The organism is Wohlfahrtiimonas populi (assembly GCF_002006795.1).
Classification (GTDB): Bacteria; Pseudomonadota; Gammaproteobacteria; order Cardiobacteriales; family Wohlfahrtiimonadaceae; genus Wohlfahrtiimonas; species Wohlfahrtiimonas populi.
On the sequence record NZ_MVDN01000006.1, the window covers coordinates 17,553 to 40,343 of the forward strand.

The following is a 22,791-nucleotide window of genomic DNA, read 5'->3' on the forward strand; positions in this document are numbered from 1 at the left end:
TTCTCTCTAATTCTGATAAGTTAGTAATGCTTCATAACGCTTTATACCTTCAGTTGTGTCACCGTAATATTCAACTTGACCATGCTTCATTACTAATGTTTTATTACAAATCTTTTCAACCTGCTTAATATCATGACTTACAAAAACAATCGTTTTGCCGCTATTAATAATAGTATTTAATTTATCTAAGCATTTTTTTTGGAAGTTGGCATCACCGACAGATAAAGCCTCATCAATAATAAATATTTCTGAATCTAAAGAAACACCAACAGCGAATGCTAAACGTAAAGACATACCACTTGAATAAAACTTCACAGGCTCATAAATAAACTCTCCAATTTCTGCAAAATCTATAATTTCCTGTATTTTTGTTGATACTTCTTGAGAGGACATTCCAAGAATTGCCCCTAAGAGAAAAACATTATCATACCCTGACAACTCATGATGAAAACCAGAGCCTACTTCTAATAAACTTGCAACACGCCCAGAAATACTAATTTCTCCCTCTGTTGGCAAAGTAATACGGCTAATTAACTTCAAAATTGTTGATTTCCCCGCTCCATTTCGCCCTAAAATTCCAACGCAATCTCCCAACTTAATCTCAAATGATACATCTTTGAGCGCATAGAACTCATTATCACGCTGTAAATGATCATATTTCTTAAATGAAAAAATATTTCTAAGGCTGTCAACGTGCTTGGAGAGGTAATACTTCTTTGTTACATTTTTAAAAGTTATCATTCTGAATCCACAATTTTTCTTTCTTGCCCTGAAAAGTAACGCATCGTTATTATAAATAAGATAATGGAAAATATCAGAGAATAAACTAAATAGACAAGTTCAATAGGTGCGCCATCTATAAATATCCAACGAAATGTAGAAATAAAGCCATACATAGGATTCAACTTGTAATACATCAAGAAGCGTTCGGGAATTAACGCTTGAGTATATACCACTGGTGACATAAAAAATAAAGCTTGAAAAACAATAGGCATAACATGTTTAAAGTCCTGATATTTTACCTTCAAAATAGCAGTAATAGAACCAATGGATAATGCAATCAGTAATACTCCTACTACTACGATTGGAAGTAACAAAAGCTTAAAGCTAATACCCACATTCTCAAAGCCTATAATTAACATCAAGATAAGTGTTACCACCAAAGCTATACAGAAATCTACCAAAGAAGTTGCAATAGAGGCAATACATAGGTTTATTCTTGGAAAATAAACTTTTTTGAGCAAATGCATATTACCTGTTAGCACATTAGAACACTGTTCTGTAGCCTGGTTGAATAGTGTCCATACTAAAAAACCCAATAATAAGACGACTGAATAAGACGTTGGGTAATCTGGTGCTTGTACTCTTGCTAACATACCAAAAACAACTATATAAAGTAATGATTGGCTTAAAGGATTAGCAACTGCCCAAATATAACCTAAATATGAGTTTTTATATCTTACCGTAAAATCACGCTTAGCAAATTGAAACGTAAGATAACGAGCCCGCATTATATCAGCAAATGTTGAACGTGATTGTGAGGTAATGATCTCTGTTTTCACTCTGGCTTATACCCTTTTCAAAATAAATGGTTCCAAATATAACAGATATAGGCAATTTTCTCCATGTATACAATACTATAAAAAATTCCCTAATGTTACATAGAAACTATTCTGATCTAATTGTAGTGAAAGATATATAGGTATTAGGTTTTCAATCAAAACTAAGTAAATAAAAATAAGTCAAAAAAACAAAACAAAACATACATACCATCAATATGATTCAGTTTTAAACCAGATGCAGTGAACTTGGTTTTAGAACAAAGCTATTCAGAAAATCTCAAAATAGCTCTAATATCTCTCGGTTTCATGTTCTCATTTTATCTTTTTGTCCAAATAATAGTTTTAACATCTCTATATATTGGTTTGTCAATAATAAAGTTATCTTCCTTATAAAGGCTTAAGCCATGTTTTTCAAAAATATGTTGGTAATATGAACTATTACGAATAACGCCTCCAAAACTCATATAACTTTTATCTTCCCGTTGATGAAGACCATCTCGGGTAATTAAGCATCCTCCATGATTAAGTAATTCCGCGATTTTTTTGACAACTTGTTCAAATAATTTATCTGAAGATATATAAATCAAAACGCCCAAGCACAAAATCACATCAAATGTTTTATTGCTTTCAAACTCACTAATATTTCCACAAATAAAATCTATGTCATTAATCAAATGATTTTTATAAAATTTCTTTGCTTCATCTAAACTTGCCTGTGAAATATCTTGTACTGTTATGTGAAAATTTTTTGACAAGAAACGCTTTGTTACATTTAACGCATGACCAGAGGAGCTTCCACCAATATCAAGAAGATTTATAGAATTTGATGAAATAACGGGCAATTGATCTAAGATTACTTCTAAGCTAGCATTTTTCTTATCTACCATAGGAGAATCTGAAGCTGCCAAATATTTATACCGAAAATATGTTTTTGCATCTGAAACTTGATCATAAAAAACAATATCATGCTGTTTTTTGCACCTTTTAATAACCTCATCACCAGCGATTTCAATAATATCTACGATATTTTTTTCCGTAATACCTAAATCAATCAAATATTTTTTACATTCATGTAAATCTGTACAAGCCAAAAAAAATTTATTAATATTTTTTTTCTGATAAAGCGTAACAATTTTTTCTAGAATTTTTTTAGGATGTGCCACATAATCTATACCTAAGTTGGCATAACCTCTTTTGACAGAAGTTATTAGATCACCTAACAATTCCACGTGATCATCAAGCAATATTAGATCTGATCGACCTTCCGACAAACTCTCTGCCGTTCCTAGAAAAGCTATTGGCCCACCCATTTGGTCTAGATGCTCATTCGATATTTGTACCAAGTTAACGCAATTTGAATTTGTTTTAATATTGGGTATTAATTTATGCGCGGTATAGCATAAAAGCATATATGATGAATAATTAGATTCATTTACTTTTTGTTGAATCAAACTCGTCAAGAAATTTACATCTTTATTACGAATACTCATGGAAACAGATGGCAATTGACTTAAAAAGTCTAACGTATATTCAGGTAGATCATCATCCCACAAAATACCTGTCGACTGGCACTTAGAAATAATATATTTACTCAAATCAGCTCCTGCAACGCTTCCTTTGCCTGAAACTATGTACATATTAAACTCCTAATTACATGAATTTTTCATTTCTTCAATTTGATATGATAAATATTTTTTTACATCTTCTTGCTCTTGTATATACGAAGATAGCACGGCCAATTCATCATCAATTTCAGAAATATAATTCATATCCTTTAATATTTCTTCCTCTATAGAAATATTTTGTAATAAATAAGAAATATCTTTTTCACTCCCTTGTACTAAATCTCTAAGCAACACACTGTGATCTATTTTCCTAAATGGAAAAAAATGCCTAGTTGTTCTTGCATCAAAAAGTTTCTCATTCAAGCCTCTATAAATTACCTCTGACTTAGAAATAACAAAATTCTCATCTTTAAGAAACCTGTGCTTTAAATGATTACCAACAAAAATAGATTCATCATCGTACTGAACGCTTATTACAGGTGCGTATTTGAAACCATATTTCACCAAAAAAGCATAGCGATGTGAACCGTCAAGAACAACATTATATTTTTCATCTATAATCAAAGGTCTTCGCATCTCACCGTCTTTAAATAACATCTTTTCTATATTATCTAAATGTGATGGCAATACTTTTTCAAGAGGCTTAAGATCACTCACTTTAACTATTTTAAACAGATAATTCTGCTTTTTTTCTTCAAGTGANCAAAAATAGATTCATCATCGTACTGAACGCTTATTACAGGTGCGTATTTGAAACCATATTTCACCAAAAAAGCATAGCGATGTGAACCGTCAAGAACAACATTATATTTTTCATCTATAATCAAAGGTCTTCGCATCTCACCGTCTTTAAATAACATCTTTTCTATATTATCTAAATGTGATGGCAATACTTTTTCAAGAGGCTTAAGATCACTCACTTTAACTATTTTAAACAGATAATTCTGCTTTTTTTCTTCAAGTGATACTATATGCTGGCTTTGTTGGGTTAATCCTCTAATTTCACTTCCACTATACCCAACACCATCAGTTCTATTTTGAAAAACAGTTTTATATCCCTGTTTATTTAAAATTTCTAAAACTTTATTGTTCCCAGAGACTACAACATCAAAAGTATAGTCTTTGATAGAGGCACTACCATCTTCAATCATTCCATCAATTAGTACAACACTAATATTACTATACCCAGCGAATACTTCCATCAAGATATTTGCCACTTCATTGTAATCTACAACTTTAGGCTCTCCTTTAGTAATCCCGACTATCACTTCTGTATATTCCTGAGCTACTTTTAAAATAGTCCGGATATGACCTAAATGAGGGGGTTGAAACTTACCCAAAAAAATTGCTCTCATTACTTATCCTTAACTTAAAATTTCTTGCTTNATTTGCCACTTCATTGTAATCTACAACTTTAGGCTCTCCTTTAGTAATCCCGACTATCACTTCTGTATATTCCTGAGCTACTTTTAAAATAGTCCGGATATGACCTAAATGAGGGGGTTGAAACTTACCCAAAAAAATTGCTCTCATTACTTATCCTTAACTTAAAATTTCTTGCTTAATATTTTCGATTATACGACTAGACGGTGTTTGATTTTGATACAAATCAACAAATTCTTCACGATAAAACAAAGCATGTTCTTCTTTAATTGTTGTTTTACCCTGAATAAGATTTACAATAAATTCTTCAATTTTTTCTTCATTACTAGCATTCTGAGTAGCATTCAAAGCTCTTAATGCAAATGTATTTAGAGAAGTTTGTGTATTTTCAGATACCAAATATAAAACAGGTTTTTGCTGTGTTAAATATTCAATTAAAAAAGAACCTGAATCATGAATCATAGCATCAGACCCAATAAACAAGTCATCGTATTCATCATCATTAAACTGAGTATTTTCTTGTTTTATCCACCATTGATAATACTCATCTGTTTTTTCTTTGCCCCATTGATCATGATTATATAATTTTGACTTCAATAACGGATGAGGCTTAAAGCACCAGACCAAAGAATCTTGATATTTTAAAGCCATCTCTTGAAAAAATTTATAGTACCTCAGAAAATTAGACAATTGGAATTCATAATTCGCATCGATTGTATGATGAGGAGCAAAAATAATTTTCAATCTATCATCCTTATTCTTCCATACCTGCTTCTCACTTTTTTTTGCTAACAATCTTNACGACTAGACGGTGTTTGATTTTGATACAAATCAACAAATTCTTCACGATAAAACAAAGCATGTTCTTCTTTAATTGTTGTTTTACCCTGAATAAGATTTACAATAAATTCTTCAATTTTTTCTTCATTACTAGCATTCTGAGTAGCATTCAAAGCTCTTAATGCAAATGTATTTAGAGAAGTTTGTGTATTTTCAGATACCAAATATAAAACAGGTTTTTGCTGTGTTAAATATTCAATTAAAAAAGAACCTGAATCATGAATCATAGCATCAGACCCAATAAACAAGTCATCGTATTCATCATCATTAAACTGAGTATTTTCTTGTTTTATCCACCATTGATAATACTCATCTGTTTTTTCTTTGCCCCATTGATCATGATTATATAATTTTGACTTCAATAACGGATGAGGCTTAAAGCACCAGACCAAAGAATCTTGATATTTTAAAGCCATCTCTTGAAAAAATTTATAGTACCTCAGAAAATTAGACAATTGGAATTCATAATTCGCATCGATTGTATGATGAGGAGCAAAAATAATTTTCAATCTATCATCCTTATTCTTCCATACCTGCTTCTCACTTTTTTTTGCTAACAATCTTTCAATAGCAGGAAAGCCAGTTAAACTAACATTTGCTCCTCTATTCGCTGAGAACTTTTTGAATCCCTTTTTAGAATATTCATCCATTGCAAAGTTTTTCCACAATGCGGCATGAAAATACTGATTAAAATTAGGAATAGCATCCTCGTATTCACTAACAATATATCCATATCCACAAAAGCAACTTAAATAATTTAGGTATGCCTCCTCATAATATTCNTCTATTCGCTGAGAACTTTTTGAATCCCTTTTTAGAATATTCATCCATTGCAAAGTTTTTCCACAATGCGGCATGAAAATACTGATTAAAATTAGGAATAGCATCCTCGTATTCACTAACAATATATCCATATCCACAAAAGCAACTTAAATAATTTAGGTATGCCTCCTCATAATATTCTTGATAAGTTAAATTGTGCGGATTTATAAAAAAAATAATGTCTGGAGAAATTTCCTTTAATTTTACCCAAGACTTATGATCCCTATCATATGATGATAAAACGGGATATCCTTTCTGGGAAAAATAATGATAGGTCTCATCTATACCTTCATGCATTCTTTCATCACCGTATAGAACATGTGGACACACTAAAATTATTGGATCAAAACATGGGTCTTCCAACATTTTCCTAAAAACAGCATCTAATTTCCACGTACTCGAGTCAATAACTAAAAAAACCACCTTAATCTTTGTTTTATTCTTTAATTCTTGTACAAGTTGAATATGCTTATCTGCCATTTTTTTAGCTAATTCTCTTTTACTTAATTGAATCCTAGATTTTTCTTTATACTTTTCAATCTTATCTTCATACTTACAAACAAGATCTGTTGTATATAAGATTATTTTTTTGTATTTCTTCTTACCAGCAACTAATATAGGTATTAGCCACGCAGGTGAGTATTTTAAAATGCTAGATTTAATAGATTTTTTTTGAATATTGGAAAGAAGATAATTATTGTACGTAATTCTGTTATATAAACTATCTCGATCATATTTCTTCGTAAAAACTGACGATAATCCAGGGATGACTGTTATCTGATACATTAACGCTAAAACCACAAGTTTAAACCTAATCAATAAACTATTATTCTCTGATTTCTCTAATTTCCCTGGTTTCTCCAGACTCTCTTGTTTAGCAACATTCATAAACTTGATATTTGTTACTAACTGTTCTTGTGACAAAGTTATTCCTAAAATTTCTGACATAGCAGTTAAACAGTGAATAAATCGATATCTCTCATTGATCACTTCCTGACATGCTGCAACTGAATCAAGCCTTTTTGATTCATCATTCAGTAATTCTAGGCAAACTTTTCTTGCTTCAAATCGATTAGTAAAACTATAGATAGGCACATTTGGAAATAGTTTCTTAAAATTCTCTTTATAATCTGAAACTAAACACCCATTACTAGCCATTACATCACATACTCGCCATGAAAACCCTGACACAGCCTGTAAGTGATTAATATTAATGCATAATTTTGAACTATTATAAATATCTTGATTATGTTTTAAAGAATAAACCTGTCGAGCAGAATAGCATAGTGCTAACTCAGAATTTAAAGGTGTGCTAGTTCCCCACGCATTATTACCATATATTCTCAAACCAAGGTCGGCAACTTCTGACAAAGTTTGAACTCTTTTCTGTTCAGATAAAAAAGCAATGGCATCTTTAGTTGAGAAATTTTTCAAAACTCTTTCGTTTTCAAAAGCAAAACTCTTACTTAAATCTTCATCATGATAAAAGGGATTACTTTCTATAAACTTTAACAAATTCCCAAAAGTTTGAATATCATTTAAGCTTGGTTGCAAATCATGCATGACATTCCATGGTGCCGCATTAGTCATACCTAGGAACTTAGAACCTATAAAGGAAATATTCATCTCTTGATCTTTCTTTTCTGCTTGAATCTCAGTAAAAAAAGGTAACAAATGAATCCTGCTTTTACTCACTCCAAAATCTAAATTTAGACATTCCACTGACTCAACTTGTGGAACAAAAAATAAATACCTTTCCGAATTCTGACGAAGTTTTTCTTTATTTGCATAATATAAAGGTGAATCAACTTCATATATAACNATCTTCATCATGATAAAAGGGATTACTTTCTATAAACTTTAACAAATTCCCAAAAGTTTGAATATCATTTAAGCTTGGTTGCAAATCATGCATGACATTCCATGGTGCCGCATTAGTCATACCTAGGAACTTAGAACCTATAAAGGAAATATTCATCTCTTGATCTTTCTTTTCTGCTTGAATCTCAGTAAAAAAAGGTAACAAATGAATCCTGCTTTTACTCACTCCAAAATCTAAATTTAGACATTCCACTGACTCAACTTGTGGAACAAAAAATAAATACCTTTCCGAATTCTGACGAAGTTTTTCTTTATTTGCATAATATAAAGGTGAATCAACTTCATATATAACAATAGGACAATCTATAACTTTAGAAACATCGTAATAATTATTATTAAATAAAATTACTAGATCTGGGTCAAATGTTACCAGTTCTTTTTTATGTACATCGGGAATACTTTTTTTAAACTCTTCCCCATTGAAATACATATGATGATAAACCAATAGCTCATTACCATGCGTTCTCAGCCCTTCTAAAAAGCTCTCATAAAATGCAGGCATTGCAGATTCACCATCTTTTACTGCATTAAAAAAAGAAACAAATATTCTCGCCATAACTAAATTCCACTATTCCTCGCACCAAACTATTAAATATACCCATTGGGTATTTGAATTTTTACGTTCTTAAAACTCTATATCATCATTTATAATACGATGTAATTTTCCATAAAAAGCTAAGCACATAAGCTTTCAATGCTCTTAAAAACTTGCTTGTAAAAACAATTAGTGGGTAATACATCACTGATTTTCGTAAAAAACAAAGCTTTTTGTCATCACTTTCAAAAAAAGATGCTAAATGTGCAGCAGCAATAGCCTCCTTATATTTTATATGTGATGGATATTGTTCTATAATTTCTAACCGGCCATTATGCATAATATCTAGATTTCCTGATAAATTGTTATCATGCCTACGGTAAAAAGCATAGTTATCGTCTATATAATCTAAGCTGCCATTTTCTTTCGTTAATTGAAGCCACATATCCCAATCTTCAATTTTTAAATTGGGATTATATGCATTTTGTTTTAATTTCTCTGTGCGACAGAGATTTGTTGGCGCAGGTAAAAAATGTTTATGCAAAAAAATGTCATTAAATTTATATTTTTGACTATCACGGGCGATATCCATAGTTTTTTGACCATGTTGGTCAATTAATATAATTCCACCAAATGCACCAATACTATTTGGATTATGATTCAAATATTCAACTTGTGCACTAGTTTTATGCTTCATCCAAATATCATCTGATGCAACAGAGGCTGTATATACCCCATTACACCACTCTAAAGCTTCGTTGAGTGTTGCACATAATCCTAAGTTTGAACGATGCCTAAACTCAAAGCGAACAAACCTAGCATTACATACAGTACGCATTTCCTCTATTTTCAGCACAGAATTATCTTTTGACCCGTCATCAATAATGATTAGCTCAATATTCGAATAATCTTGATCAATCACACTTTGGATACAATCTTGCACATATTCAGCATGGTTATAAGATGGAATAATCACCGAAACTAAAGGTAAATTGCTATCTTTACAGCTCATACCGAATTTACACATTAAAATTATTACAAATACTAACAATCTTCTGGGCATCCTCTAGGGATAAGATCGGACTTATTGGTAAACTCAAAACCTCAGTATGTAATTGTTCAGAAATAGGATAACTTAAATGATTCCACTCTTTATATGCCTGTTGCTGATGTGGTGGTATTGGATAATGAATCAATGTTTGAATACCATGATTCGATAAGTATTTTTGCAACTCATCCCGTTTTTCTGAACGTACAACAAACAAATGCCACACGTGTTGATCATATTTTTCAGCATCAATATTTTGTAAAGGCAAATGAATCAAAGGATTTTTAATTCCAGTCAAATACAATTGAGCAATTTGACGACGATGTTCAACTTCCTTATCCATATAAGGTAACTTAACATTTAACATCGCAGCTTGAATTTCATCTAAACGACTATTCACACCAGGTACAAGATTTTTATATTTCTCATGAGAACCATAATTGCGCAGTGCTTTTATCATCATTGCAAGTTCAGGATCACTGGTTGTCACTGCACCGGCATCACCCAATGCACCTAAGTTCTTACCTGGATAGAAGCTAAAACCTGAAGCATCACCCCAATTCCCTGCTTTTATCCCATTGATTGAAGCTCCATGAGATTGTGCGGAATCTTCTAACACCAACAGATCATTAGCTTTTGCTATTGCCATAATTCTTGGCATGTCTGCCAATTGCCCATACAGATACACAGGTAAAATTACTTTTGTCTTATCTGTAACTGCTCTTTCTATCGCCTGAGGATCAATATTAAAACTATTAATATCAGGTTCAACCAATACAGGTGTCAAATTATTTGCTGTAATGGCTAAAATACTCGCAATATAAGTATTTGATGGTACTATCACCTCATCACCATCTTTTAATTTTCCTAACTCTTTCCAAGCTCTCAGTGTTAAAATTAGAGCATCTAAACCATTAGCAACACCGATCGCAAACTTCGCACCACAATATTCAGCAAAGTTCTTCTCAAAACTCTCCAACTCAGAGCCACCAATATACCAACCTGAATCAATGACTCGTGTACATGCAGCAATTAATTCATCTCTGTATTGTGCATTTATATTTTTTAAATCTAAAAATGGAATCATTTATTTACATAGCCTTTTATAATAGCTGGGTTACCAATCATAATTGCATGATCAGGGACACTTTTAGTCACAACAGCACCAGCGCCAATCATAGCGTTTTGGCCTATTGTGATACCTGGCAAAATTGTAGCATTAGCTCCAATACTTGCCCCGAATTTAATGATTGTTTTACTAAATTCATCTGGATATTGTTTAGATCGTGGATTTTTATCATTAGTAAATGTCACAGATGGACCAATAAATACATTATCCTCTATTGTAACTCCATCCCAAATATACACACCTGACTTTACAGTCACATTATTACCAATTCTGACATCATTTTCGATGAGAGTATGTGCGCAAATATTACAATTTTCACCTATAACTGCATCTTTTAAAATGACACTGTATTGCCAGATTTTTGTATCACTACCAATATTTTCACTTTTAACGTCAGATAATGAATGGATAAATGGTTTATGAGCCTCTTTTAAAAACTCATCATAATTACGTATATAATCAGATTCATCATAATATTCACTCGCAAAAACCAACAAAACACAATTTGAAGAAAAATCATGCATTTCTCGCCAAATATTATTACCAATCAACAGCCCTTTATTTGGTGAATCTAACCAAACATCTTCCTTTAAATAGCCATCATCTAAAACCATTCGGCACTTACCTGCAACACAAACAGCAACTTGCTGTAGTGCCTTATGTGCATGAAAACCTCTTGCTATCGTCTCATCAGCACCAAAAATATAGTACACACGCTTAATGTCAAATGGGATATTTTTCATTGCTTCTAATGCAATTAATGAGCCACGCTCATCTCCTAATATAGGAAATTCAACCAAATTAATTAATGACATTTTCATTCACCAATGAAATCAAATATTGACCATAAGCATTTTTACTCATACTCCGACCAATTGTTAATAGCTGTTCTTTTGTTAACCATTCATTGTGATATGCAATTTCTTCTAAACAGGCAATTTTGTAGCCTTGGCGTTTTTGAATAGTTTCTACAAACATTCCCGCCTCTAGCAAACTTTCATGTGTACCAGTATCTAACCACGCAAAACCACGTCCCATTAGCTCAACATTTAAATCGCCACGCTCTAAATACATTTGATTAATAGTTGTAATTTCTAGTTCACCACGTTCTGATGGCTTAACTTGTTTGGCAAATTCTACAACATCATTGTCATAAAAATATAAACCTGTAACAGCAAAGTTTGATTTTGGCTGCTTAGGTTTCTCTTCAATAGAAATAGCTTGTTTAGATTCATTAAATTCTACAACACCAAAACGTTCTGGATCTTTTACTTGATATCCAAAAACAGTTGCCCCTATTTCACGTTCTACAGCTGAACGCAACATCCCAGTAAATCCTTGACCATAAAAGATGTTATCTCCTAAGACCAAACAGACATTACTATCACCAATAAAATCTTCGCCAATAACAAAAGCCTGAGCTAACCCATCAGGGCTAGGTTGAACAGCATAGCTAATAGCAATACCAAGTTGAGAACCATCTCCTAATAAACGCTTAAACCCATCAATATCTTCAGGAGTACTGATTACCAAAATATCACGAATACCAGCAAGCATTAAAACAGATAATGGATAATAGATCATTGGCTTATCATAGATAGGCAATAGTTGTTTAGATACGCCTTTAGTAATTGGATACAAGCGCGTACCAGAGCCTCCTGCTAAAATCATACCCTTTGTTGTCATTATTTAATGTCTCCCAATCTTTCTCTTTGATAGCTACCGTCTTGAACATGACGACACCATTCTAAATTGTTTAAATACCATTCAATTGTTTTACGAATACCACTTTCAAATGTTTCCTCTGGAGACCACCCAAGCTCTTTCTGGATCTTACTTGCATCAATTGCATAACGTAAATCATGGCCTGGTCTATCTTTAACATATGTAATTAAAGACTCATATCTTTGTCCATTTTTCTGTGGCTGTAATTCATCAAGAATAGAACAAATTGTTTTCACAACATCAATATTAGCTTTTTCATTATGCCCACCGATATTATAGGTTTCTCCTACACTACCTTCTGTCACTACTTTATACAATGCCTTTGCATGATCTTCGACATATAGCCAATCACGAATCTGTTGTCCATTGCCATACACAGGTAATGGTTTGCCATCCAAGGCATTCAAAATCATCAAAGGGATCAATTTTTCTGGAAAATGATAAGGGCCATAATTATTAGAGCAATTTGTCACAATTGTTGGTAAGCCATAAGTACGATGCCAAGCTCTCACAAGGTGATCAGAACTAGCTTTACTCGCTGAATATGGTGAGCTTGGTGAATATGATGTTATTTCAGTAAATAATTTGGTGGTTCCATCTAAATCACCATAAACTTCATCTGTTGAGATATGGTGAAATTTAAACCTTGATTTCTGATCACCTGATAAGCCTTGCCAATATGCACGCGCCACTTCTAAAAGGTTATACGTCCCAATAATATTAGTTTGTATAAAGTCAGATGGCCCATCAATCGAACGGTCAACATGTGATTCTGCTGCTAAATGCATGACTAAATCTGGTTGGAACTTCTCAAAAAGCTTTGCCATGCCAAAAGCATCACAAATATCTGTTTGAGCAAATTGATAACGACCATTATTTTCAATGGAAACTAAAGATTCCAAATTGCCTGCATAAGTTAATTTATCGACATTCAATACTGAATTCTGTGTATTGTTAATAATATGGCGAATAACAGCAGAACCAATAAATCCTGCACCGCCAGTCACTAATATTCTCATGATTACCTATAATTCTTTGATAATTATCACATTTTTCGCTATTTATTTTTGAATATACAATATTCAAGTCATACTGCTGATATATATTCTCCCCTTATTAGAAGAGCAAAAACTCTTTCTAATGTGCTCTAAAGTTCCATTGTGCTGGCCTGCTTCCAGCTCAAATGTAACACCAAATCCTTCACAACTCGTACGCCTGCTACTTTACCCCAAAATCTCGTGTTAGCAAAAATATTAATATAAAAATGATTATATTAATTCTAATAATTTCACCAATCGGTAGTTTACTTTATCAGAATCAAATCGTTCTACTGCAATTTTGTGGCTTTCTTGTCCCATTTTATTAACTAGCTCTGGATGCTCTATAAAATAAATCATTTTATCTGCTAAAGCTTCAGGATTCCATTTGGGCACTAAAAAACCATTAATACCATCAATAACAGTTTCCCTACAACCAGTCACATCAGTTGTAATTACAGGGCGCCCAACAGCCATAGCTTCTTGGGTACTCCGAGGTACACCTTCACGATAATATGAAGGCAATACAAAAACAGCACTATGCTTAATTCGCTGCGCAACATCACTCACAAAACCAGGATAATCAATAATATCCATGGAGATTAATTCTGCCAATTCATATTCTTTGAGTGCATTAGGGTTTTCAGTATCCAAGCCACCAATCACTGTAAAAATAGTTTTTGGATATTTTTCTTTGACTATCTTGGCTGCTTCTACATATTCAAAAATACCTTTTTCTGCCAATAATCTAGCAATAAAAATAAAAGAAACCGAGGTTTTCTCATCCCATGCTTGATAGGAATACTCCTGCAAATTCAATCCTATCGCACCCAACACTTCGATTGCTTCAGGTTTATGTCGAATTCTATGCTGATGAATAAGATCAACAGGGTCATCTGGGTTTAAAAAAATAATTTTATCCAGTAGTGGAAAAGCTAATCTATATAAGAAAACTTGAGCCTTCTGAATCAACTTAATCTTTGCTGTTTGTCCATTTTTAAGTATTGTAAATGGTGTTCCCAGCCCTTCAATCATGCCGATAATTTTAGGAACTTTGGCCAGTTTTGCTGCCAATGTTCCATATATTACAGGCTTTGTAAAATATGAAAAAACGATATCCGGTTGGATTTCAGATATTTTTTTTCTTAACTCAAACATTGAACGCATGTCAGCCAATGGATTTAACCCTCCACGGCTCATTTTGTACGTTATGGCAATAGCACCCAATGCGCTAATCTTTTCAAGCTCATCAGCACTATATTCACAAATCAAAGTATAAACCTGCCAATCCTGACTCACCAAAAACTTAATAAAATCTGACCGAAAGCCATAAACACTCGCAGCAGTTGTCCCAATCAAAACAATTGTTCGATTATTTTGACGCATAAACTTTTTCCCATTGATCGATAATTTTATTTAAATCAAAGTTATCCTGAACATACTTCAATGCTTGTTGATTATTTACTAATTTTTCATCTTCTGAAATTTGTATAGCATCAACAATAGCATTAGCAAGCATTGATGCATTTTGTGGTGGAATCAATAATCCTGTACCACCCATGACTTCTTTAACACCACCACAGTCTGTTGCAATAACAAATGTACCACTGGCCATGGCTTCAGCTACTACTAAACCAAACCCTTCATATTTAGATGGCAAAATAAAATAATCTGCCTGCTGCATCAACATTGGCACATCATCTCTTCGCCCCAACAAAGTCACATAATCAGCTAATTGTAATTGCTTAATCAATTCATTAATATCAGTCAGCAGCTCACCTTCACCTACAATTTGCAAATGAACATTTGGATACTGTTGAATCACCAACGACAATGCATTTAATAAATTGGGGTAATCCTTTTGCTCATTCAGTCGACCAATTGCAAGTAGTGAGATAGTTGAACTTATATTTTGCTGCCCTTGATATATAAATTTATCTAAATCAATACCATTATAAATACAATGTGCATTCGACTTCGTAAAAGCACCTTTTTCTATAAATGCCTGTATGGCCTCTTGGCTAACATTTGTATTAAAATCAGACAAATAGTTGGTATATTTATAGGCCAACATACGTATATTACCACCCTCATTAGAATTATGAGCGGTACAAATGAGCCTAGGCACATGACATCCAATGCGATTCAGTCGAACAAAGATATTTGCATGAACCATATGGGCATGCACAATATCAGGCTGATATTGTTTGATGAGCTGCCGATATTGACAAGAAGCAGAAAAAAAGTTTTTGCCTGACTCTAATCCTAAATAAACCAGCTCTACATCAGACTGAGGCTTAACTGATACAGAACCTTTCAGATAAGCAATCTTAACTTCATGGCCTCGTCCAGTCATTTGATCAGCTAAATCAGCCACAACTTTCTCAGCACCGCCCAATCCTAATCCTGTGACAACATATAATATTTTCATCGTATAGCGTCATTCTCTGCATTAATCATTCAAGACTTCTTTTTTCCAACGCTCAATAATAATCTCTGGTGAGTATCGATACGATGTTTCTTTAGCATTCAGAGACATTTTCTGTTTTTCTTCAAGAGTTAAGGCAATGTATTGCTTAATTTTATCTGCCAACTCAGTAGCATTCTGATCCTCAACCAAATAACCATTGATACCATTTTCAATGACCTCATTGGGCCCAGATTCACAATCAAAACTGACACACGGCAAACCATGAGCCATTGCTTCAATCATAACTAAGCAAAAGCCTTCATAGCGTGAGCTGAGAATAAATCCTGAAGCGCTTAAATATCTATCTTGTATATCATTAGATTGACCAAAGAAAATAACATTGTCAGTAATCTCTAATTTATCTGCTAACGCTTTTAACATCAGGCCATCTTCACCATCACCCACAATTTCAAGCTGCCATTCAGGATAAGATGCTATGACCTCCTTCCAAACAGGCAATAATGTATCAAAGCCTTTTTGATAAACTAATCTTCCAACTGCTAGCAACTTTTTATTGTCTACTTTGGAGATATGATCAGTCGTCATGGCAACAGCATTTGGAATATGCACTGACGGGCTATTGATTTTCAAATAGTCCTCATGAGCATCTCTTGTTAAGGCTATCACTCGGTGCGCTTTAGTAAAGGTATATTTCCGCAAAAACCGCCATGCTTTTCCTGGAAACATAAATTTATTATGCTCAAAAGGAATCATCTTAACGGAAGTATTTGTTAAAACTTTAAGTAGCATAGCAGAGCCGCTCATAGCAGCAGAGTTTGCAACTAAATACTCTATATCAAGATTACATTTTAAATATTGTTTCAATCGATTGATTGTTTGCACATAACGTTGAATTTTATTTAATAATCCACGTGCAGGTATTTGTATATTTAAGGTATCAATAGGACAATGAAGCTCAAAGTAAGTGCACTCTTCCCCATACATCGTTAATACTCTAACATCATACTCTGGAACCAACTCATTAGCTAAAAAAGCAATGACACGCTCCATGCCACCCATTAATTCCATCGACTCTGTAAAAAATACTATTTTCTTTTTCATTTTGACCCTTTGATCACCTTCATCATGCTCTGTTGAAGTTCATAGATGACTTTAAACAACCGTGGTGATATTTTAAACAAAATTAAAGAAATAAACTGCTTAGAAAACAGACCGTAATATTGTTTCACATATGAGTTAGTAATCAAGGTATTATCTAGCCGATTCATTAAATAAGCACAATCATCGACATAATTAGCTGAAAAAGAAGAAATCATATACAGTTGTCGGAAAAAACAAAACCTAATATAAGCTTTTTGATAATAATCACAATGTTGTTCATAGATATAATGAGACTCCAAAAATCTTTTATATTCTCGATAAATAAACAAAACACTGGATACTGATTTTTCTCGTGCATATGAATTCATTGTTGAACCTTCTCTACGCACATAGCAACACAAATACTCCTCTAACAAATACAACTGCTTTTTATACAACAAACGAGGCAATATCTCTTTATCCTCATAGATAATGCCCTCAATAAAACGTTGATTCTCCCATACACTACGTCGATAAACTTTATTCCACACGTTATAGTCAATATTCTCATATGCAAATAAAACATCTTCTCTCTCATGATCTGGATTTAAAACAGGCATGAACTTTTTAATGACATCGCCATTTTCTTCTACCTGTTGATAGCCACAAATCACAATATCTATATTAGGCTGCGCTTTAAAAACTGCAAAAATTTTCTCTAAAAAACTATTTTCAAAATAATCATCAGAATCTAAAAAACTAATACATTCACCTTTGGCATGATCTAAACCAAGATTACGTGCAGAAGCTTGTCCTCCATTCTCTTTTTCTAAAAAAATAAAACGTGAGTCATTACCGACTAGTTTTCTCGCAATTTCTATCGAATTGTCTGGGCTGCCATCATCAACCAATAAAACCTCAAAATTTTGATGCGTTTGATCTAGCAAGCTTTGAATGCATTTTGTAATATATTTCTCAACCTTATAAACAGGTATGATAATTGAAAAATCTAACATTATATCTTCATGCTCTTTCATATACATATTCCATTATTATTTATTCATCATTTTCTTAGCCAACCGTGATACTTCAGAAAGACATTCTATAAAAAGCTTATCCTTTACAACCCATAGAAACAACATATAAACAATGGCGCCTATCAGGACTTTAAATAGTATTAATAATATTAAATAATTTATACTAATCGCGATTAACTTCAAAACAAGAAACATAATCAGTGCGCCAATTATATAATTTTTTACTACTTTCAATTGTTTCACTGCACCAAAATCAAATAATTTATTGGGATAATATGTATTAATAAAAAATGCAATAATCGAGGTAAATATCATTGTATAAGCCAATACATTGATACCAAATGGGATAGAGCCTATGATTGCTATCAATATCATTGGAATTTTAATTAAATCTATCTTCAAAAATAAATCTGATCTTCCAATTGCTTTTAATATATTCATATTGACACCACTAATTGGCGTGGCAACCATAGACAAACATAATGCTGTTAATAATGGTGCAACTGACTGCCATTCTTTTCCTAATAACAATAAAATAACTTCATCGGCAATTGCAGCCAATCCTACCAATAAAGGGAAAGAAATGAAGCTAGCCAAAGAGATTAATTTTTTATAAATAAAAATTAATCTTTCACGCTCCTTTTTTACTGAAGCCATCAATGGGTAAGTCACTCCTTGCAAAGTAGAACCAATTAATTCAGATAATTGGCTGCTCATATTATTTGCCTGAGCAAAATATCCCACCTGAGTTACATTAAAAAATCTACCAATGAGCATGATAGATAAATTATTCATAATAGTGGCAATTATACCTGCAAACATAAGATAAGAACCAAATTGAAATAATGAAATAAATGACCGTTTGCTAAAGCGCCAAGAAGGATACCATTTGGTATAAAAAAATAAAAAAATAAGGATAATGATTTGTTTACTTAAAATGATTGCCACTATGGCCCAGTATCCATAGCCTGAATTAACTAAATAAATTGCTAAAATTGCACTCAAGATAGATGCAAAGGTTGCAGCAAATGCTTGACCTTTAAAGTCTAAATTAATAATTAATTTTGCACGAAAAACTACCATTAAAGAATTGACAAAAACCACTAGAAATAAAACTCTAGCAACAAAAGTTAATTCTGGTAATTTATAAAATTGCGCAATATATGGAGCGGAACAGTACAAAATTATATAAAATAAACAAGCCCAAATTAAATTAATATAGAATGCCGTCGAACAATCATCTTCTGTGACTTCATAACTTTTTTGTACTAACGCTTGAGAAAAGCCCGATAAAATACATTCAGATAAAGTTACAAAAATTGTTAACAAACCAATCATTCCATAACTTGCTGGCCCAATAATACGTGCAATATAAAGGCTGACAAACATAAAACCAACTTGGTTAATAAGCTTATCCAACAAACTCCATGACATGCTTCGTAGCAGCTTTTGTTTCGTACCCATCATTGAGATAGTACACTCTGTTTTAAAATATAAATATTCACAGCTCTTCTTAGCTCTTTAAAAAAGAAAATATTTTCTGTTTTATCTGTAATACCATTTTGGTTAGCACAGGAGAACATTTAAATAGTGCTAAGATCACAAATTGCTTAGATAAAATGCCGTAATACTGTTTAACATTAGTCAGATTGACAATATTACTATCAGTACTTTGAATGAGATAATCACAATCTTCTTTATACTGGTCAGAAAAAGCTAAAATCATGTAAAAGTGTTTATAAAAACAGAATCTTATATAACCCTCTTGATAATAATCTAAATATTGCTCGTATAATTTATTGGATACTAAAAATTTTTTATATTCTGCATAGATATACAACATACTTTGCACAGACTTCTCTAATTTATATGAGTGCATAATAGAGCCAGACCGCTGAACATAAAAATACAAATATTCATGTAGTAGGTATATATTTCTTTGGTATAACACAAAAGGCATCAGCTGTTTATCTTCGTAAATAATACCATTAGCAAAACGTCTTTCTGCCCATATCTCGGCTACATAAATCTTATCTGAAACATTATAATGAGTGCGCTCTTTTGTCAGTAAAATATCATCTTTTTTATTATAGCTATCTATATTTGAGATTGAAACATCTAGTAATGCTTCAAATTCATCCACCATATTAAAGCCAAAAACTACAATTTCAGTCTGTGGATGATTTTGAAAAACGGTCATCACTTTTTCTAAGCAATCATCAGCCCAATAATCATCCGAATCTAAAAAAGCAATATAATCACCAGTAGCATGATCTAATCCAAAATTACGAGCGCTAGACAAACCTCCATTCTCTTTTGCTAAAAAGCGAAAGCGAGGATCATCCTTTACTAATTGTTTCGCAATTTCAATTGAGTCATCAAGACTACCATCATCAATGATCAAAGCCTCAAACTCATGATATGTTTGACCCAATAAGCTTTGCATACACTTTTCAATGTATTTTTCAACATTATACACAGGAATAATGATTGAAAAACAACGTATTACACTAACAACATCACTCATTAATTAACTTTTTCTTTAAAAATAAAACGGCTTTTATACCACCAATAGAGATCCTAGATACATACGACAAATAATACATAATTTTTTATTGCACTCAATGGTTACACAAGTGTCATTTATAGCTAATACCTTTACCTTGCTCCAAAACCCGTCAACATTGTTCTAATTGTTTTAAGTACAATCAAAACATCTAGCCAAAAGGAGAAATGTTTAATGTAATATAGGTCATACTCTAGTTTTACACTTGTTTCTGCTGCATTTGCAGCATAGCCTTGTGTAACTTGAGCCCAGCCAGAAATACCTGGTCGCACAACGTGGCGATAAGAATAAAAAGGAATCTCTTTTTTGAATTGTTCCACAAATACCCTCTGTTCAGGCCTAGGCCCAATCAAACTCATATCACCCTTCAATATATTGATAAACTGAGGAATCTCATCAATTCTAACCTTACGAATAAACTTACCAACCTTTGTAACACGTGCATCGCTCTGTGTTGCAAATTGCGCGCCTTTTTTTTCTGAATCTTGGCACATACTACGCAGTTTATACACTTTGAAATCTTTATCTCCAAGACCTACTCGTTCTTGAACAAAAAACATGGGGCCTTTACTTTCTAATTTTACAATTGCGCCAAAAATTAACATTACTGGTAACCAAATTGGCAATAATAATAGAACAAAAACAATTTCACATAAGCGCTTTACAATGCCATAAAATGATGTTGTATATAGAGCACCAAAGATATTTTCTGACAAATGTTTGACTTTCACTCGTCCTGTTAATTGCTCTACCATTAAACGACTATGATAAACAGGAATATTTGCCAAGGCACAATTTGCTAAAAAAGCCTGCCATTCATCAGGCATATCACTGCGTAAATCAGCAACCACTGCATCATAACGGACACCACTAAAAGTAGGATCCTGTAAAATACGATTATCTGAAGATTTCAATACAACAACCTCTTGGTAATCACCAAAGGGAACAATGGCTAATTTTAGCTGATGATATTTACGGCTCAACTGATTACCCAATATTAATAATGCATTGGCGATTACAAAAGCACTTAATAAGGCGGGACGAGAATAATCCAAACGAAATAACAAAATAACACCAACAGCAATCGCCCAACAAATCGTTACTGAAGGTAAAAGGTAAATCAGTGTTTGTGCACCTGGAAATTTTTGTAATTTTTTATACAACAAAAATGCAACCCAATAGGCCAGCCCATTAGCAATCATTGTATGTAATTGCACAGGTTGGAGATTTAATATGTTTTTAATACTTTCTGGCCAAATGATAAAACTTGGTAAAATTACCACACATACCAAACCAATTATTAGTTGGAGTCCTGCACTAAAAATTAATCGCTCATACCAACGAGAATGCCGTCTTTGTCCCTCTACCAAAATATCCCCACTATAATACCTAGCCTTAAGATTGTTCTGCATATTATAATCTAGATTATACTTTTTGACTGAAATGAATATTAATCACATGACTTTAACCAACTCTTGGAAACAATTTCTCCAAACAGAATCTCAAAAGCCTTATTTCAAAGAAATTTATCGCGAGCTTTCTCAGGTTGATACAACGATCACAAGTATTTATCCTACAGAAGAAGAGCGCTTCACAGCCTATAAACTCACATCTCCTACCAATATCAAAGTCGTAATTTTAGGGCAAGATCCTTATCATGGTCCTAATCAAGCTAATGGATTAGCATTTTCAGTCCATAAAAACATTCCCATTCCACCATCATTACGCAATATGTATAAAGAACTCGCGGATGATATTGAAGGATTTAAAATTCCTAATCATGGTTCTTTGATCGAATGGGCTGAACAAGGTATATTTTTGTTAAATACTTCATTATCTGTTGAAGCATCTAAAGCTGGATCACATTCAAACATCGGTTGGCAGAATTTGACAGATGCAACCATTCGTGAAATCAGTGAACAGTGTAATAATGTTGTATTTATTTTATGGGGTAGTCACGCTCAGAAAAAAATTCCTTTGATTGATCAATCAAAGCACTACATCATCACTTCTGTGCATCCTTCACCGTTATCTGCTTATCGTGGATTTTTTGGCTCAAAGCCATTTTCTCAAACCAATCAATATCTTATTTCACATGGTAAAACACCCATTGATTGGCAAATCACCGATCTCTAATTCTAAGATTAAAA

Annotated in this window: 22 protein-coding genes; 1 reads left to right on the top strand and 21 read right to left on the bottom strand. The window is 32.8% G+C overall.

Annotated features, from left to right (window positions below):
• Nucleotides 1-6 precede the first annotated feature (6 nt).
• From BZK16_RS07965 to BZK16_RS08070, 21 genes are all read right to left on the bottom strand, one after another.
• Nucleotides 7-741, bottom strand: a complete 735-nt coding sequence (locus tag BZK16_RS07965) for an ABC transporter ATP-binding protein (RefSeq protein WP_077928369.1) — start codon at nt 739-741, stop codon at nt 7-9.
• A complete protein-coding gene (locus BZK16_RS07970) occupies nt 738-1,562 on the bottom strand; it encodes an ABC transporter permease (protein WP_077928370.1) in 825 nt (274 codons plus the stop codon). The genes BZK16_RS07965 and BZK16_RS07970 overlap by 4 nt, the downstream gene beginning before the upstream one ends.
• Nucleotides 1,563-1,879: 317 nt before the next feature.
• Nucleotides 1,880-3,199, bottom strand: coding sequence for a class I SAM-dependent methyltransferase (locus BZK16_RS07975; RefSeq protein ID WP_077928371.1), 1,320 nt, complete (start codon nt 3,197-3,199; stop codon nt 1,880-1,882).
• A 9-nt stretch (nt 3,200-3,208) separates the two neighbouring features.
• Nucleotides 3,209-3,784 carry a ParB N-terminal domain-containing protein gene (locus BZK16_RS07980; RefSeq protein WP_077928372.1) on the bottom strand — a complete coding sequence of 192 codons (576 nt, stop codon included), beginning with the start codon at nt 3,782-3,784 and terminating at the stop codon, nt 3,209-3,211.
• Between the two features lie 5 nt (nt 3,785-3,789).
• Entirely contained in the window at nt 3,790-4,482 is a 693-nt protein-coding gene (locus BZK16_RS07985; protein ID WP_077928373.1) for an adenylyltransferase/cytidyltransferase family protein, read from the bottom strand.
• Nucleotides 4,460-4,660, bottom strand: coding sequence for an adenylyltransferase/cytidyltransferase family protein (locus BZK16_RS14880; RefSeq protein WP_077928374.1), 201 nt, complete (start codon nt 4,658-4,660; stop codon nt 4,460-4,462). The genes BZK16_RS07985 and BZK16_RS14880 overlap by 23 nt, the downstream gene beginning before the upstream one ends.
• A 9-nt stretch (nt 4,661-4,669) precedes the next feature.
• On the bottom strand, nt 4,670-5,254 hold the full coding sequence (locus BZK16_RS07995) for a CDP-glycerol glycerophosphotransferase family protein (RefSeq protein WP_077928375.1): 585 nt from the start codon (nt 5,252-5,254) through the stop codon (nt 4,670-4,672).
• 44 nt (nt 5,255-5,298) lie between these two features.
• Nucleotides 5,299-6,237 (bottom strand): CDP-glycerol glycerophosphotransferase family protein, encoded by a 939-nt coding sequence (locus BZK16_RS08000; RefSeq protein ID WP_456300693.1) that lies wholly within the window; start codon nt 6,235-6,237, stop codon nt 5,299-5,301.
• On the bottom strand, nt 6,122-8,005 hold the full coding sequence (locus BZK16_RS15000) for a glycosyltransferase family protein (RefSeq protein ID WP_077928377.1): 1,884 nt from the start codon (nt 8,003-8,005) through the stop codon (nt 6,122-6,124). Before BZK16_RS15000 ends, BZK16_RS08000 begins: the two co-directional genes overlap by 116 nt.
• Before the next feature lie 689 nt (nt 8,006-8,694).
• A complete protein-coding gene (locus tag BZK16_RS08015; protein WP_158076833.1) occupies nt 8,695-9,600 on the bottom strand; it encodes a glycosyltransferase family 2 protein in 906 nt (301 codons plus the stop codon).
• Nucleotides 9,601-9,607: 7 nt separating this feature from the next.
• Nucleotides 9,608-10,723, bottom strand: a complete 1,116-nt coding sequence (locus BZK16_RS08020; protein WP_077928380.1) for a DegT/DnrJ/EryC1/StrS family aminotransferase — start codon at nt 10,721-10,723, stop codon at nt 9,608-9,610.
• The gene (locus tag BZK16_RS08025) at nt 10,720-11,580 is read right to left on the bottom strand and encodes a WxcM-like domain-containing protein (protein ID WP_077928381.1); all 861 of its coding nucleotides are present in this window, start codon (nt 11,578-11,580) and stop codon (nt 10,720-10,722) included. The genes BZK16_RS08020 and BZK16_RS08025 overlap by 4 nt, the downstream gene beginning before the upstream one ends.
• Nucleotides 11,567-12,451 (bottom strand): glucose-1-phosphate thymidylyltransferase RfbA, encoded by an 885-nt coding sequence (gene rfbA, locus BZK16_RS08030; RefSeq protein WP_077928382.1) that lies wholly within the window; start codon nt 12,449-12,451, stop codon nt 11,567-11,569. Before rfbA ends, BZK16_RS08025 begins: the two co-directional genes overlap by 14 nt.
• On the bottom strand, nt 12,451-13,509 hold the full coding sequence (gene rfbB, locus BZK16_RS08035; RefSeq protein WP_077928383.1) for a dTDP-glucose 4,6-dehydratase: 1,059 nt from the start codon (nt 13,507-13,509) through the stop codon (nt 12,451-12,453). Before rfbB ends, rfbA begins: the two co-directional genes overlap by 1 nt.
• Before the next feature lie 249 nt (nt 13,510-13,758).
• Nucleotides 13,759-14,913, bottom strand: coding sequence for a glycosyltransferase family 4 protein (locus BZK16_RS08040; protein WP_077928384.1), 1,155 nt, complete (start codon nt 14,911-14,913; stop codon nt 13,759-13,761).
• Complete coding sequence (locus BZK16_RS08045; RefSeq protein ID WP_077928385.1) at nt 14,900-15,958, bottom strand: glycosyltransferase; 1,059 nt, start codon at nt 15,956-15,958, stop codon at nt 14,900-14,902. The genes BZK16_RS08040 and BZK16_RS08045 overlap by 14 nt, the downstream gene beginning before the upstream one ends.
• Before the next feature lie 21 nt (nt 15,959-15,979).
• Nucleotides 15,980-17,059, bottom strand: a complete 1,080-nt coding sequence (locus BZK16_RS08050; RefSeq protein WP_077928386.1) for a glycosyltransferase family 4 protein — start codon at nt 17,057-17,059, stop codon at nt 15,980-15,982.
• Complete coding sequence (locus BZK16_RS08055; RefSeq protein WP_158076834.1) at nt 17,056-18,075, bottom strand: glycosyltransferase family 2 protein; 1,020 nt, start codon at nt 18,073-18,075, stop codon at nt 17,056-17,058. The genes BZK16_RS08050 and BZK16_RS08055 overlap by 4 nt, the downstream gene beginning before the upstream one ends.
• A gap of 15 nt (nt 18,076-18,090) precedes the next feature.
• Entirely contained in the window at nt 18,091-19,542 is a 1,452-nt protein-coding gene (locus BZK16_RS08060) for a lipopolysaccharide biosynthesis protein (RefSeq protein WP_077928388.1), read from the bottom strand.
• A 46-nt stretch (nt 19,543-19,588) separates the two neighbouring features.
• Complete coding sequence (locus BZK16_RS08065) at nt 19,589-20,602, bottom strand: glycosyltransferase family 2 protein (RefSeq protein WP_077928389.1); 1,014 nt, start codon at nt 20,600-20,602, stop codon at nt 19,589-19,591.
• A 131-nt stretch (nt 20,603-20,733) separates the two neighbouring features.
• Nucleotides 20,734-22,053, bottom strand: a complete 1,320-nt coding sequence (locus tag BZK16_RS08070; RefSeq protein WP_077928390.1) for a sugar transferase — start codon at nt 22,051-22,053, stop codon at nt 20,734-20,736.
• Between the two features lie 46 nt (nt 22,054-22,099).
• Between BZK16_RS08070 and ung the strand changes: the two genes are divergently transcribed.
• Nucleotides 22,100-22,777, top strand: a complete 678-nt coding sequence (ung, locus tag BZK16_RS08075; RefSeq protein WP_077928391.1) for a uracil-DNA glycosylase — start codon at nt 22,100-22,102, stop codon at nt 22,775-22,777.
• The last annotated feature ends 14 nt before the right edge of the window (nt 22,778-22,791 follow it).